The following is a 13,090-nucleotide window of genomic DNA, read 5'->3' on the forward strand; positions in this document are numbered from 1 at the left end:
GGGTAGTGCAGGTGAAAACGATTGCGCAACAGGGTTGTTCGATATCAGCGATTACTCACTCGAAAAACCGTCGAATTTCTGCACCGATATTCGTCGATTCGACACGTCGCGAAACGCTTGCAGTTCTTTGCGTGAAAACGAGAATGGGTGGTAGAACTTGAATATCACATCCCCCAGACGTGTAAGAGGTACGAGATGGCACGCAAGACACTTGTGCAGATGATCGACGATGTAGACGGTTCGGTCATCAAAGAAGGCCAAGGTGAATCCATCGAATTCGGCATCGGTGGAAACCAGTACCGCATCGATTTGAATCTCAAGCATGCGAACGAATTGCACGAACAGTTGGCATTCTGGATCGAGCATGCCGAGAAGATTTCCGGCCGCCGCACCCGTAAGGGCGGCGCTGCAGCACCGGTTCGCGGCAAGGTCGATCTGCAGGACATTCGAGCGTGGGCACGCGAGAACGGCCACGAGGTCAGTGCCCGTGGGCGCATCAGCCAGGATGTGCAGGCGGCCTACGAGGCTGCTCACTGACCGTTCTTCTCGAACCGAGTCGCGAGGTCTCGGCACCGTTTTCGTATCGGTACTTTCGCCGTCGTACCGATACACCGCATCAGCTCCGTCCGAATCCGGACGGAGCTTTTTGCTTGTCGGGTCTGTTCTCGGCCGTGCTCGAGTCCTAGCACGGCCGTCCGACACAGTGGGCGAATCGCCGCTGATGATCGGACCGTTGTTCCCCAGCCGAACAGTTGTCCACAGGGCAATCGTCCACCTGCGCTTTCTTCGCTATCGCTCTTCCGGGTCGTGCCACCGTCGAGACGACCGAATCGACCGCATTGCGCGGTCGGAGAGTGGAGGAATGGCGGACATGGCAACCAACCAGGAACTCGGTGCGCGCGGTGAGGAACTCGCGGTGCGCTATCTCGAGGACATCGGCCTGGATGTGGTCGAGCGGAACTGGCGGCATCGAACCGGTGAACTCGACATCATTGCGCGCGAGGGCGAGACAGTGGTGTTCGTCGAAGTGAAGACCCGATCGGGAATCGGATACGGAACGCCCGCCGAAGCGGTGACGTACGCGAAACGGACGCGGATCAGAGGGCTCGCGCTGCGGTGGCTCTCTCTGCAGCAGGGACCGTGGGTGCAGATCCGCTTCGACGTGATCGCGATAGTGGTCGGTCCGCACGACGAACCGGTCATCACGCACGTTCGGTCGGCATTCTGATGCCGCTCGGGAGAGCGCATTCGGTGGCGGTCAACGGGGTCGACGGTGTGCTGGTGGAAATCGAAGCCGATATCGGGCAGGGCCTGCCCGGTACGCATCTGGTCGGGTTGCCCGACACTGCTCTCAACGAATCGCGTGATCGCGTGAAAGCCGCCGTGAAGAATTCGGGTGGCACCTGGCCGGACAGTCGGGTGATTCTCGCGCTGTCACCCGCGACGTTGCCCAAGGGCGGATCGGTGTACGACCTTGCGCTCGCGTTGTCGGTTCTCGATGCCGCGAAGGCGATTCCGCGCGGATGCCTGTCCGACACCGTATTTCTGGGTGAGTTGGCACTCGATGGCAGGCTGCGCGCAGTTCGTGGGGTCCTGCCCGGGGTGCTCGCGGTCAAGAGTGCGGGGTGGCAGAGGGTGGTCGTTCCGCTGCAGTGCCTACCCGAGGCGGGTCTGGTGGACGGAATCGAGGTGCTGGGTGCGGGTTCGCTCGGGGACGTGGTGGCGTGGCTTCGTGGTGAGCAGGCCCTCGAGTCGCCCGTCCCGACCGAATGGCACGAGCAGGCCTACCCGGATCTCAGTGATGTCGCCGGACAGGCCGATGCGCGATGGGCCCTGGAAGTCGCCGCTGCGGGCGCGCATCACATCATGCTGACCGGGCCGCCGGGAATAGGAAAAACGATGCTCGCGCAACGGCTTCCGGGAATTCTCCCGCCGCTGACCGAATCGGAAGCGCTCGAAGTGACCGCCATTCACTCGGTGGCGGGTCTGTTGACCACGGCGCGGCCTCTGATCACGTCGCCGCCGTTCATCGCGCCACATCATTCGACCTCGGTCAGTGCCTTGGTCGGGGGCGGAACCGGAATGGCCAAACCGGGAGCGGTCAGCCGAGCACATCGGGGAGTCCTGTTCCTGGACGAGTGCGCCGAGATGAGCGTTCGAGTACTAGAGGCATTGCGTACTCCGTTGGAGGACGGTGAGATTCGCATTGCTCGCCGTGACGGTGTTGCCAGGTACCCGGCCAGATTTCAGTTGGTTCTCGCAGCCAATCCGTGCCCGTGTGCGCCGGCGCGACAAGTGGACTGTGTCTGCCCGCCAATAGCGCGGCGCAAGTATCTCGGCAAGCTGTCCGGGCCGTTGCTCGACCGTGTCGATCTGCGCATTCAGATGATGGGTGTGGCGACGGGCGCACTGGTCGACGACGTGGGGGAGGGTACGAGCGAGATACGCGCACGCGTGACCGGGGCCAGGGACGCCGCTGCGGAGCGGTGGCGGGAGTTCGGGTGGAGGACCAATGCAGAGGTGCCGGGACCCGCTCTGCGCCAACGATTTCGATTGGCGCGCTCGACGCTCGCTCCGGTCGAGCGGGCGTTGCGCAACGGATCGCTCACCGCGCGCGGCGCAGACCGAGCCATTCGGGTGGCGTGGACGCTGAACGATCTCGCCGGCGGCGCGGTCCCCGGTGCCGACGAGGTAGGAGCCGCGTTGGACTTCAGGGAGCGGGGAGTGGCATGACACACGACTCGCGACGACTGGCCTGGGCGTATCTCTCCCGCGTGGCGCAGGGCCCGCATCGACCGGTGGTCGATCATGCTGCAGCTCACGGTCCCGAATCGACGGCAGCAGCGGTCCGGGCCGGTGGGCTGGGGGAGCGGCTCGCGGTTCGCGCCCACCTCGACGCTGCGGCAGCAGACCTCGATCACATCGCTGCGCTCGGAGGCCGATTGATCACCCCGGACGACGACGAGTGGCCGGCGTGGCGCTTCCTCGGATTCGACGGACCGGGTATGACCGCAGGGGTGGACACCTGTCCACCGATTGCATTGTGGGCGCTGGGAACTCGTCCGGTCGCGACGATCACAGAGCGATCGGTGTCCATCGTGGGGACACGCGCATCGAGTCCCTACGGTGATCACGTGACGGCGGAGATATCGTCCGATCTGGCGCTCGACGGCTGGACCGTCATCTCGGGAGCGGCCTTCGGTATCGACGCCGCGGCACATCGAGCGGCCCTCGGAGTCGAGGGGACGACGATGGCGGTACTCGCCTGTGGTGTCGATCGTGCGTATCCAGCGGGCCATTCGCGGCTGTTGCGGCAGATCGCTGCTCACGGACTGGTTCTCAGCGAATATGCGCCGGGCACGACCCCGGCGAAGCATCGCTTCCTCGCTCGCAACAGGCTCGTCGCGGCACTCGGATCGGCTGTGGTGGTCGTCGAGGCCGGGTGGCGCAGCGGTGCACGCAACACGGCGGCGTGGGCGGCCAAACTGGGCCGTCCGGTGCTCGCGGTACCCGGTCCGGTCACCTCACCCACCTCGACGGGTTGTCATCGCATGATCCGAGAGGGCGAGGCCGTGCTCGTGTCGAGCTCTCACGACGTGGTCGCCGAGGCGGGCGTACTCGGGTCGCCCGAGGAGTCTCGGCCCGAGCTCTTTCGCGAGACCGATGCGCTCTCGGACACCGCCCTGTTGATCTACGACGCGTTGCCGGCGACCGGATCATTGTCGAGTCGAGAGTTGTCCGAGCACTCCGGTGTGCCGCTGAGCAAGGTGCGTGCATCCCTGCCGGTACTGGAGATGGACGGATTCGTGGCCAGCGACGAGACCGGATGGTTCCGCGTGGTGCGTGGATGAGCGCACCACGACCTCGAGCCCGAACGGTAGGGTGTTAGGTAATGCTTAGTCGATGCATCGGGTATCGGCGTCGTTCGCTCGAAGAGGGGTCCGAAGTGCCACGCAAGAAAACCACCCTGTCCGTCCTGCGCACCGAAGCGCTCACCCCGCACATGCACCGGGTCTACCTGGGTGGGGCCAACTTCGACGATTTCGATGCAATCGACGAGACCGACGCCTACGTCAAGTTGTTCTTCGGGACCGACGACGAACCGATCATGCGCACGTACACCGTTCGGTCGGTCGACACCGGCGCGCGGGAAATCGCCATCGATTTCGTGGTGCACGGCGACGAAGGAGTCGCCGGGCCGTGGGCCACTCGGGCTGAGCCGGGAGACGAGATGTCGTTCTACGGCCCGTCCGGTGGGTACGCCCCGCGCCCCGACGCGGACTGGCATCTGTTCGCCGGCGACGAATCGGCGATTCCGGCGATCTCGGCTGCCGTCGAGGCGCTTCCGGAAGACGCCGTCGCCAAGGTTTTCATCGAAGTTGCCGACCGGCACGACGAGATCTACATGGAGACGCTCGCCGTCGTGGATGTGACCTGGGTCCACCGAGGTGCGTCCTCGAACGAGGTCGGAGACGACCGGGCCGGAGACAATGCGCCGTTGATCGCAGCGGTGAAGGAAACGGAATGGCTGCCCGGGCAGGCGCAGGTCTTCGTGCACGGAGAAGCGCAGGCCGTCATGCACAACATCCGGCCCTACATCCGCAAGGAGCGGGGGGTCGGTGCCGAATGGGCCTCGATCTCGGGTTACTGGCGTCGCGGCCGAACCGAGGAGACGTTCCGAGTGTGGAAGCGCGAACTCGCACAGGCCGAATCCGCAGTCGACGCCTGATCCCACGACGAACCACCTCCGACGGCGTGTCCGGTTGTCGCCCGGCCTGCGGGCGCTCAAGCTGAGTCGATGACCGATTCGCTGCCGCCGCACCTCGAGATTCACGTCGAGGAATTCGCCGAGCACCTGCGACTCGGTCGAGAGCGATCGGAGCACACCATCCGGGCATACGTCTCCGATGCGCGTTCCTTGCTCGCGCACTTCGCGGAGTCCTCTCCGGATGCGAGCATCGCCGACCTCGACCTCCGCGCGGTGCGTTCGTGGTTGGCCACGCACTCTGCAGCCGGCTCGGCCAGAACGTCGATGGCGAGGCGAACCTCGTCGGCGAGGACCTTCGGGAAGTGGCTCGAGCGGGTGGGAGCGGTGACAGCAGCACCGGCGGAACGCCTGGCCGGCCCAGCCGGTCATCGCACATTGCCCGGTGTTCTTCGCCACAGCCAGGCGGCGCAGGCCTTGGCCGCTGCCGAATCGGGTGCCGCGGAGCTCGATCCCATCGCGCTGCGGGACAGGGCCATCGTGGAACTGCTGTACGCGACCGGAGTGCGGGTGGGGGAGCTGTGCGGCCTCGACGTCGACGACGTGGACACCGATCGCCGCCTGATCCGCGTCATCGGCAAGGGCAACAAGGAACGCTCGGCTCCGTACGGTGCGCCGGCGGCACATGCAATCGAGAACTGGCTGGTCAGCGGCAGACCCGAACTGGTCTGTGATCGATCCGGTGCGGCCCTGCTGCTGGGACGTCGAGGTGGACGGCTCGATCAACGGCAGGCCAGAACGGCGGTGCACGCGGTACTCGAGACCGTCCCCGGTGGTCCCAGCCTCGGTCCGCACGGCCTACGTCACACCGCGGCAACTCACCTCCTCGAGGGAGGAGCCGATCTGAGAGTGGTGCAGGAGCTGCTCGGTCACGCGTCGTTGGCGACCACCCAGATCTACACTCACGTGTCGGTCGAACGGTTGCGGGCCGTGCACGATCAGGCGCATCCCCGAGCCTGAGCCGAGCGTCGGCGGCACAACGTTTGGTAGCGTCGTGTCCGACTGACGACACCGAATACGGGGGACCGTGGACCGCGACCGACCGCAAGGTACTTCGGAGACGTGGTCCATGCATGTCCGTAACGGCTCTTCCGCCGACCGACGGAGTCCCGACGGTCGGTCGGACGACGCACGCGACACCGGCGACAGGCCCGTATCGTCGGATTCGATGTCCGCACCTCGCTCGACTCCTCGGCAGCCACCACCGTGGCAGACACCCGACTCCGGCGACCGGCAGCCCCTGCCGCCGCGGTACAACCCTCCCGTGCCGCTCGAACCCGGGCCACCTCCGGTGCAGCCGGACCGGTATCTGCCGGCACCGCCGTACACCGAGGATGCGCGAACGCAGCCCGATCGATGGTCGCCGCAACCGTGGTCGGGAGCGCCCAACGCCTACCGCCCCAACAGTCAGGAGCTGGGCGCGGATTCGTTGCTCAAGCGCCCCAAGCGAGCGTCGAGCTCGGGCTGGCGGCGCGGGGTGCACCGGCTCACCGGCGGGGTCATCAGCCCCGGAGAATCGACGGCCGAAGAGCGGTACCGAAACCAGGTCGAACGCATTCGGCAGCCGGTGCTCGGCGACTACCGGATCGCGTTCCTCTCGCTCAAGGGTGGTGTCGGCAAGACGACGACCACGCTGGGCCTCGGCTCGACTTTCGCGTCCCTGCGCGGAGATTGCGTCATCGCTGTCGACGCAAATCCCGACTTCGGCACTCTGGGGGAGCGAGTTCCGCGTCAGACGTCGTCGACCGTGCGAGATCTGCTGGCCGCGGCACCGCACATTCGTCGCTACTCCGACATCCGCGAGCACACCTCGCAGGCACCGAGTCGACTCGAGGTGTTGGCCGGCGAACGTGACCCCGCCGCGTCGGAGATGTTCGGCGAGCAGGACTACCGCGCCGTCATCGACATGCTGCAGGTGTACTACAACCTGATCCTGACCGATTGCGGTACCGGGATCATGCACTCGGCGATGAACGGGGTGCTGCAACTGGCGAACGCGCTGGTTCTGGTCAGCTCGCCTGCGGTCGACGGTGCTCGCAGTGCTGCCGCGACGCTGGACTGGCTGGAGCTGCACGGCTACGGCCATCTGGTCGAGCGCACCGTGGTGGTGATCAGCTCGGTTCGCCCGGGTTCGTCGGCGGTGGACATGAACTTGTTGCAGCAGCACTTCCTCGAGCGCTGTCGCGCCGTGCTGGTGGTTCCGTTCGACGAACACCTCGCAGAGGGAGCCGTGGTCGATCTGGACCAGTTGCGTCCCCAGACTCGAAGCGCGTTCGTCGAACTCGCTGCCATGGTGGCCGACGACTTTCCCGCGGCGTCCGGCAGACACTCCGGCCCACAGCGCTGACGATCATCTGCCGTCCTCGTCGAGCGGTTTCAACCTGATCGGACTCACGCGCACCAACGCCGTGGGATCGAGATACTCGCGGCCACGTCTGACGCCCCAGTGCAGACACGTCGACGGACAGCTCTCGTGCCCCGACGCCAACGAACCCAGCACGGTCCCTCGCCGAACACGCGCGCCGGCGGCAACCGAGGCCACCACCGGTTCGTACGTCGATCTCAGTCCGCCCGGATGATCCACCGATACGACGGGCTTTCCCGCGACCGACCCGGCGAACACCACGGTGCCGTCGGCGACGGCCAGTACCGATCGGCCTTCCGGTGCGGCGAGGTCGACACCGCGATGGCCGGGCAGCCAATTCTGTTCCGGGCGGTCGAAGGGGGTGACGACCTGCGGCCTCGGCTGCAGCGGCCAGGCGAATGCGCCCTGCTGTGCCGATGCGACCGGCGTCGAGAGTGCAACCGCGGTCGCGAGGCACACCGCGAAAGTGCGGCGCGGGAGGCAGACGTTCACCCGTCGACCATCTCCTGGATCGGGCCGACCGAACGACCGCGGAGGAGATTTGTGGACAAGGGATTTCTTTGTCCACAGGTCTCGGAAACTCTTGACAGACGGGCCTGGTTATGACGGGGGCGATGGCAGGTCTACACTCGTACTGCGGCCTGTGCGTGCACGGGTCGACTTCGCGCGTCCGCTTCCATCGCATCGTCTGCCTTGCGCAGAATCGACGATACGAGAACCGGTTGTCGGCGGTCCCGAGATCTTCGTGATGTCGGGTCCGGCAACTTCAGCGGCCGCCAGGGCAGAGGTCACCGACACTCTGCGTCAACCGCACCATCGAAAGAGAGTTCTTCAGCCATGGCTGTAGTAACAATGAAGCAGCTGCTCGACAGCGGCACACACTTCGGACACCAGACCCGTCGCTGGAACCCGAAGATGAAGCGATTCATCTTCACCGACCGCAACGGCATCTACATCATCGACTTGCAGCAGACTCTGACCTTCATCGACAAGGCCTACGAGTTCGTCAAGGAGACCGTCGCCCACGGTGGCACGGTTCTGTTCGTCGGTACCAAGAAGCAGGCGCAGGAGTCCATCGCCGCTGAAGCAACTCGCGTGGGTATGCCCTACGTGAACCAGCGCTGGCTCGGTGGCATGCTCACCAACTTCCAGACGGTCCACAAGCGTCTGCTCCGCCTCAAGGAGCTCGAGGCCATGGAGCAGACCGGTGGCTTCGAGGGTCGCACCAAGAAGGAAATCCTCATGCTCACGCGTGAGATGACCAAGCTGGACCGCACCCTCGGTGGTATCCGGGACATGGCCAAGGTTCCCTCGGCCATCTGGATCGTCGACACCAACAAGGAGCACATCGCCGTCGGCGAGGCGCGCAAGCTGAAGATCCCGGTCATCGCGATCCTCGACACCAACTGCGATCCCGACGTGGTCGACTACCCGATCCCGGGCAACGACGACGCCATTCGTTCCGCAGCGCTGCTGACCAAGGTCGTTGCATCCGCAGTGGCCGAGGGTGTGCAGGCCCGCGCGGGTCAGAACACCGCGTCCGACGCCAAGCCCGAGGTCGGCGCAGGCGAGCCCCTCGCCGAGTGGGAGCTCGAGCAGCTCGCACAGGCTTCACCGGCAGCCGACGCTCCCGCAGCGGACGCCCCGGCAGCAGAGGCTCCGGCCGCCGACGCACCGGCAGCAGAAGAAGCACCGGCTGCAGAAGAAGCACCGGCCGCTCAGGCTTGATCGAATTCGGTCCCGGTTCACCCTCAGGGGTGGGCCGGGGCCGCTTCGGTATGTCAGGGTTGTGATCGGTCCGGCTCAGTTGCGAGCTCGTCGATCACGCCCTGAGAACAGCATTTTTCGTCAACGCCCGTACCCAGACTTTTGAGGAGGCTCGCCCACGATGGCGAACTACACTGCCGCCGACGTCAAGCGGCTCCGTGAGCTCACCGGCTCCGGAATGATGGACTGCAAGAACGCGCTCGCCGAGAACGACGGCGACTACGACAAGGCCGTCGAGTACCTGCGTATCAAGGGTGCCAAGGACGTCGGCAAGCGCGCCGAGCGCAACACCGCCGAAGGCCTCGTCGTCGCCGAGGGTGGAGTGCTCGTGGAGATCAACTCCGAAACCGACTTCGTGGCCAAGAACGACGAGTTCCAGACGTTCGCCGCGTCCGTCGCGTCGACGGCTGCAGCAGGCAAGCCTGCCGACGTCGACGCCCTCAAGGCGCTCGACCTGAACGGCAAGACCGTCGAGACGGCTCTGAACGAGCTGTCGGCCAAGATCGGCGAGAAGCTCGAACTGCGCCGCGTCGTGTCCTACGACGGCAACACCGCGACGTACCTGCACAAGCGCAGCGCGGACCTGCCGCCTGCCGTCGGCGTGCTGGTCGAGTACACCGGTGACGGCGATGCCGCGGGCGATGCTGCGCGTGCTGCCGCGATGCAGATCGCGGCCCTCAAGGCCAAGTACGTCACGCGCGACGAGGTCCCCGAGGATCTCGTTGCCGCCGAGCGTCGCATCGCCGAGGAGACCGCTCGCGAAGAAGGCAAGCCGGAGCAGGCGCTGCCGAAGATCGTCGAAGGTCGCGTCAACGGATTCTTCAAGGACGTCGTTCTCACCGAGCAGAAGTCGGTGCAGGACGGCAACAAGACCGTCAAGGCCATTCTCGACGAGGCCGGCGTGACCATCACGCGCTTCTCACGGTTCGAGGTCGGTGCCAGCTAGTCTGCGTACCGGTTCGGTCGAGGCGATGCCGTTCATTCGATTCCATCGAGTGGGCGGCATCGCTCGTGCGCGGGGCAGGTGGGTGTGCATGCAGGAGCCCTGTCCATCGCCCGGGCCTCGATAGGGCAGGATGATCCAAGAGGAAACCCGTAGTGTTCGACGAGTACCGAGGAGAGCTATGACCGATCCGGCCCCTGACCGTCCCGGGTTCCGCCGCGTGATGCTCAAACTGGGTGGGGAGATGTTCGGAGGCGGCCAGGTCGGTCTCGATCCGGATGTCGTGAACAACGTTGCCGAACAGATCGCCGAGGTGGTGGCCACCGGGGTTCAGGTCGCCGTGGTGATCGGTGGTGGCAATTTCTTCCGTGGTGCGGAACTGCAGCAGCGCGGCATGGACCGGTCTCGCTCGGACTACATGGGCATGCTCGGTACCGTCATGAATTGTCTTGCGCTGCAAGACTTTCTGGAGAAGCAGGGCGTCGCCACCAGGGTACAGACGGCGATCACGATGGGTCAGGTCGCCGAGCCGTACCTTCCGCTTCGCGCGCGACGACACCTGGAGAAGGGGCGCGTGGTGATCTTCGGAGCCGGCATGGGCATGCCGTACTTCTCCACCGACACCACCGCTGCGCAGCGCGCCCTGGAAATCGGTGCCGAGGTGTTGTTGATGGCCAAGGCAGTCGACGGCGTGTACTCGGCCGATCCGCGCCTCGATCCCGATGCGACGATGTTCGACACCATCACGCATCGCGAGGCCATCGAACAGGGACTCAAGGTTGCCGACGCGACGGCCTTCAGTCTGTGCATGGACAATCAGATGCCGATGCTGGTGTTCAATTTGCTGATTCAGGGAAATATTGCTCGCGCTGTGTCCGGTGAGAAGATCGGCACGCTGGTCACGTCGTGATCGTTGCCGACGGTGACGCGAGCGAATCGAAGACGAAGACGATGGAGGACAGATCGTGATTGACGAAGCTCTCTTCGATGCCGAAGAGAAGATGGAAAAGGCCGTATCGGTTGCGCGTGACGATCTGTCCTCGATTCGCACCGGACGTGCCAACCCCGGAATGTTCTCTCGCATCGTCATCGAGTACTACGGTGCTCCGACGCCGATCACTCAGCTGGCCAGTATCAGCGTCCCCGAAGCGCGCCTGGTGGTCATCAAGCCGTACGAGTCCAGTCAGCTCGGACCCATCGAGACCGCTATTCGCAACTCCGACCTCGGCGTCAATCCCACCAACGACGGCAACCTCATTCGGATCGGAGTTCCGCAGCTCACCGAAGAACGTCGCCGCGAATTCGTCAAGCAGGCCAAGGGCAAGGGCGAGGACGCAAAGGTGTCGATTCGCAACGTCCGCCGAAAGACGATGGAAGAGCTCAAGCGGATCCAGAAGGACGGCGAGGCAGGCGAGGACGAGGTCGTCCGCGCCGAGAACGATCTGGACAAGACCACTGCGAAGTACACCGCCTCCGTGGACGAACTCGTCAAGCGCAAAGAGGGCGAGCTGATGGAGGTCTGACTCGACCTCGACAGCTGCTTTTTCGAGACGGACGACGATGAATTTCGAGGAGATGACGACAGTGGTGGGACCGGATCGGCAGGAGGGCAGCGGTACGCCCGCTGCCTCGTCCGGTGTCGCCGCAGCGAAGTCCGCCGGGAAAGCCGGCCGTAATCTGCCTGCCGCGATCGGCGTCGGCGGCAGTTTGGGTATCGGGTTGATTCTCGTGCTCGTGTTCGTCCCGCTGGTGTGGATCGGGGTCGTTGCGGTTGCGTTGGCCGTCGCGACGTACGAGGTGTCCAAGCGCCTGCGTGAGGGCGGTGTGCTGGTTCCGCGCATCCCACTGATTCTCGGCGGGCAGGCCATGATCTGGCTGGGCTGGCCGTTCGGGGCGGTCGGCGTACTCAGTGCCGCGGTCGGAACCGTCGTGGTCTGCATGGTGTGGCTGCTGCTGCGCCAAGGATTCGGCACAGCACCGAAGAACTACCTCGAAGAACTCTCCGTGACCGTCCTGGTGGCCTGTTGGCTGCCACTCCTGGCCTCGTTCGCCGTTCTGATGGTGCTGCAGGACAACGGGGCAGGACGCATCCTGGTGTTCGTGATCGGAGTCGTCTGTTCGGATGTCGGCGGTTACATCGCCGGTGTGTTGTTCGGCAAGCACCCGATGGCACCGGCCATCAGCCCGAAGAAGTCCTGGGAAGGGCTCGTCGGGTCTCTCATCTTCTGCATCATCGGGTGTCTGCTGACCGTCACGCTCATTCTCGAGGCCAACTCGCTGATCGGCATCCTTCTCGGTGTGGTGCTCGTGGTGACCGGCACGTTGGGCGATCTGATCGAGTCGCAGGTCAAGCGTGATCTTCGCATCAAGGACATGGGCACGCTGCTGCCCGGCCACGGCGGCATCATGGACAGGCTCGATTCGCTGCTGCCCTCGGCGTTCGTGGCATGGCTCGTGTTCACCGTGCTCCTCTGAGCGGACTGCTGTCCGGCGTGCGCAGTGATGTCACCGGGGTGATTCCCAGCCCGAACATCTGGAATTGGCCGCACCTGTACGAGGCGGAGAATCGCGCTCAGGACGTCGACGGTGCTGTGTTCGATGCGATCAAGTCGGTAGCGGACTGGACAGCGAGGACGGTCGTCGACGTCGGTTGCGGAAGCGGCTTTCATCTTCCGGTGTTCGCGGCCGACGCCGAGCGGGTGCTGGGCATCGAGCCGCACGAACCACTTGCCGACGCGGCGAGAAGGCGAGTCGCGGGCCTGCAGAACGTCGAGGTGAAGACCGCGCGGGCGGATTCCCTCCCGATCGGCGACGGCACCGTGGACGTCGTCCATGCGCGCACCGCGTACTTCTTCGGACCGGGCTGTGGGCCGGGAATCGTCGACGCCATGCGAGTACTCCGGCCGGGCGGAGCGTTGGTCGTGGTGGATCTGGACGCGACCGCTTCGCCGTACGGGGACTGGATGCGGGCGGATCTACCGCACTACGACCCGTCGACGGTCGAGGCGTTCTTCGAGGCACAGGGTTTTGCGCTCACCCGCGTCGACACGAGGTGGACGTTTCCGAATCGACGCATGCTGCGCGACGTGCTGGGAATCGAGTTCGGGCCACGCGTTGCGCGCGATGCGGTGAAGTCGGTGGACGGTGTCTCGTTCAACGTGCGGTATCGAGTGCACGTCCGATACAAGCCGACCGGAATCGAGGTGCGGTAGCGAGCCGTCGGATTCGGCCGAAGCACCTCGACCGCGGG

General features: G+C 65.0%; 14 protein-coding genes. 13 read left to right on the forward strand and 1 reads right to left on the reverse strand.

Translation table 11 applies throughout. From position 1 onward, the window contains the following. Nucleotides 1-195: 195 nt before the first annotated feature. From CH274_RS06855 to CH274_RS06885, 7 genes are all read left to right on the forward strand, one after another. Nucleotides 196-537 carry a histone-like nucleoid-structuring protein Lsr2 gene (locus CH274_RS06855; RefSeq protein WP_094657011.1) on the forward strand — a complete coding sequence of 114 codons (342 nt, stop codon included), beginning with the start codon at nucleotides 196-198 and terminating at the stop codon, nucleotides 535-537. Nucleotides 538-871: 334 nt separating this feature from the next. Next, nucleotides 872-1,228 (forward strand): YraN family protein, encoded by a 357-nt coding sequence (locus CH274_RS06860; protein WP_094657250.1) that lies wholly within the window; start codon nucleotides 872-874, stop codon nucleotides 1,226-1,228. Beyond that, on the forward strand, nucleotides 1,228-2,733 hold the full coding sequence (locus tag CH274_RS06865; protein ID WP_094657012.1) for a YifB family Mg chelatase-like AAA ATPase: 1,506 nt from the start codon (nucleotides 1,228-1,230) through the stop codon (nucleotides 2,731-2,733). Before CH274_RS06860 ends, CH274_RS06865 begins: the two co-directional genes overlap by 1 nt. After that, nucleotides 2,730-3,851: a DNA-processing protein DprA gene (gene dprA / locus CH274_RS06870; protein ID WP_094657013.1), complete on the forward strand. Its 1,122-nt coding sequence runs from the start codon at nucleotides 2,730-2,732 to the stop codon at nucleotides 3,849-3,851. Before CH274_RS06865 ends, dprA begins: the two co-directional genes overlap by 4 nt. Before the next feature lie 95 nt (nucleotides 3,852-3,946). Then, nucleotides 3,947-4,729 (forward strand): siderophore-interacting protein, encoded by a 783-nt coding sequence (locus tag CH274_RS06875; protein WP_094657014.1) that lies wholly within the window; start codon nucleotides 3,947-3,949, stop codon nucleotides 4,727-4,729. A gap of 69 nt (nucleotides 4,730-4,798) precedes the next feature. Continuing rightward, on the forward strand, nucleotides 4,799-5,725 hold the full coding sequence (locus tag CH274_RS06880; protein WP_032397804.1) for a tyrosine recombinase XerC: 927 nt from the start codon (nucleotides 4,799-4,801) through the stop codon (nucleotides 5,723-5,725). Nucleotides 5,726-5,933: 208 nt separating this feature from the next. Beyond that, nucleotides 5,934-7,112 carry a MinD/ParA family ATP-binding protein gene (locus tag CH274_RS06885; protein WP_306436634.1) on the forward strand — a complete coding sequence of 393 codons (1,179 nt, stop codon included), beginning with the start codon at nucleotides 5,934-5,936 and terminating at the stop codon, nucleotides 7,110-7,112. A gap of 3 nt (nucleotides 7,113-7,115) precedes the next feature. Here the strand turns inward: CH274_RS06885 and CH274_RS06890 are convergent, their stop codons facing one another. Then, nucleotides 7,116-7,622 carry a M23 family metallopeptidase gene (locus CH274_RS06890; RefSeq protein WP_094631784.1) on the reverse strand — a complete coding sequence of 169 codons (507 nt, stop codon included), beginning with the start codon at nucleotides 7,620-7,622 and terminating at the stop codon, nucleotides 7,116-7,118. A 345-nt stretch (nucleotides 7,623-7,967) separates the two neighbouring features. Here CH274_RS06890 and rpsB point away from each other — a divergent pair, with 345 nt between their 5' ends. The 6 genes from rpsB to CH274_RS06920 all read left to right on the forward strand — a co-directional run bounded on the left by rpsB (nucleotide 7,968) and on the right by CH274_RS06920 (nucleotide 13,052). After that, complete coding sequence (gene rpsB, locus CH274_RS06895; protein ID WP_032397806.1) at nucleotides 7,968-8,858, forward strand: 30S ribosomal protein S2; 891 nt, start codon at nucleotides 7,968-7,970, stop codon at nucleotides 8,856-8,858. Nucleotides 8,859-9,018: 160 nt separating this feature from the next. Continuing rightward, on the forward strand, nucleotides 9,019-9,843 hold the full coding sequence (tsf, locus tag CH274_RS06900; RefSeq protein WP_032397807.1) for a translation elongation factor Ts: 825 nt from the start codon (nucleotides 9,019-9,021) through the stop codon (nucleotides 9,841-9,843). Between the two features lie 178 nt (nucleotides 9,844-10,021). Further along, on the forward strand, nucleotides 10,022-10,750 hold the full coding sequence (pyrH, locus tag CH274_RS06905; RefSeq protein ID WP_032397808.1) for a UMP kinase: 729 nt from the start codon (nucleotides 10,022-10,024) through the stop codon (nucleotides 10,748-10,750). A 55-nt stretch (nucleotides 10,751-10,805) separates the two neighbouring features. Beyond that, nucleotides 10,806-11,363 carry a ribosome recycling factor gene (frr, locus tag CH274_RS06910; RefSeq protein ID WP_032397809.1) on the forward strand — a complete coding sequence of 186 codons (558 nt, stop codon included), beginning with the start codon at nucleotides 10,806-10,808 and terminating at the stop codon, nucleotides 11,361-11,363. A gap of 37 nt (nucleotides 11,364-11,400) precedes the next feature. Beyond that, a complete protein-coding gene (locus CH274_RS06915) occupies nucleotides 11,401-12,315 on the forward strand; it encodes a phosphatidate cytidylyltransferase (protein ID WP_032397810.1) in 915 nt (304 codons plus the stop codon). A gap of 38 nt (nucleotides 12,316-12,353) precedes the next feature. Next, complete coding sequence (locus tag CH274_RS06920) at nucleotides 12,354-13,052, forward strand: class I SAM-dependent methyltransferase (protein WP_256993514.1); 699 nt, start codon at nucleotides 12,354-12,356, stop codon at nucleotides 13,050-13,052. The last annotated feature ends 38 nt before the right edge of the window (nucleotides 13,053-13,090 follow it).

The organism is Rhodococcus sp. 06-418-5, assembly GCF_002258285.1.
Taxonomy (GTDB): Bacteria; Actinomycetota; Actinomycetes; order Mycobacteriales; family Mycobacteriaceae; genus Rhodococcoides.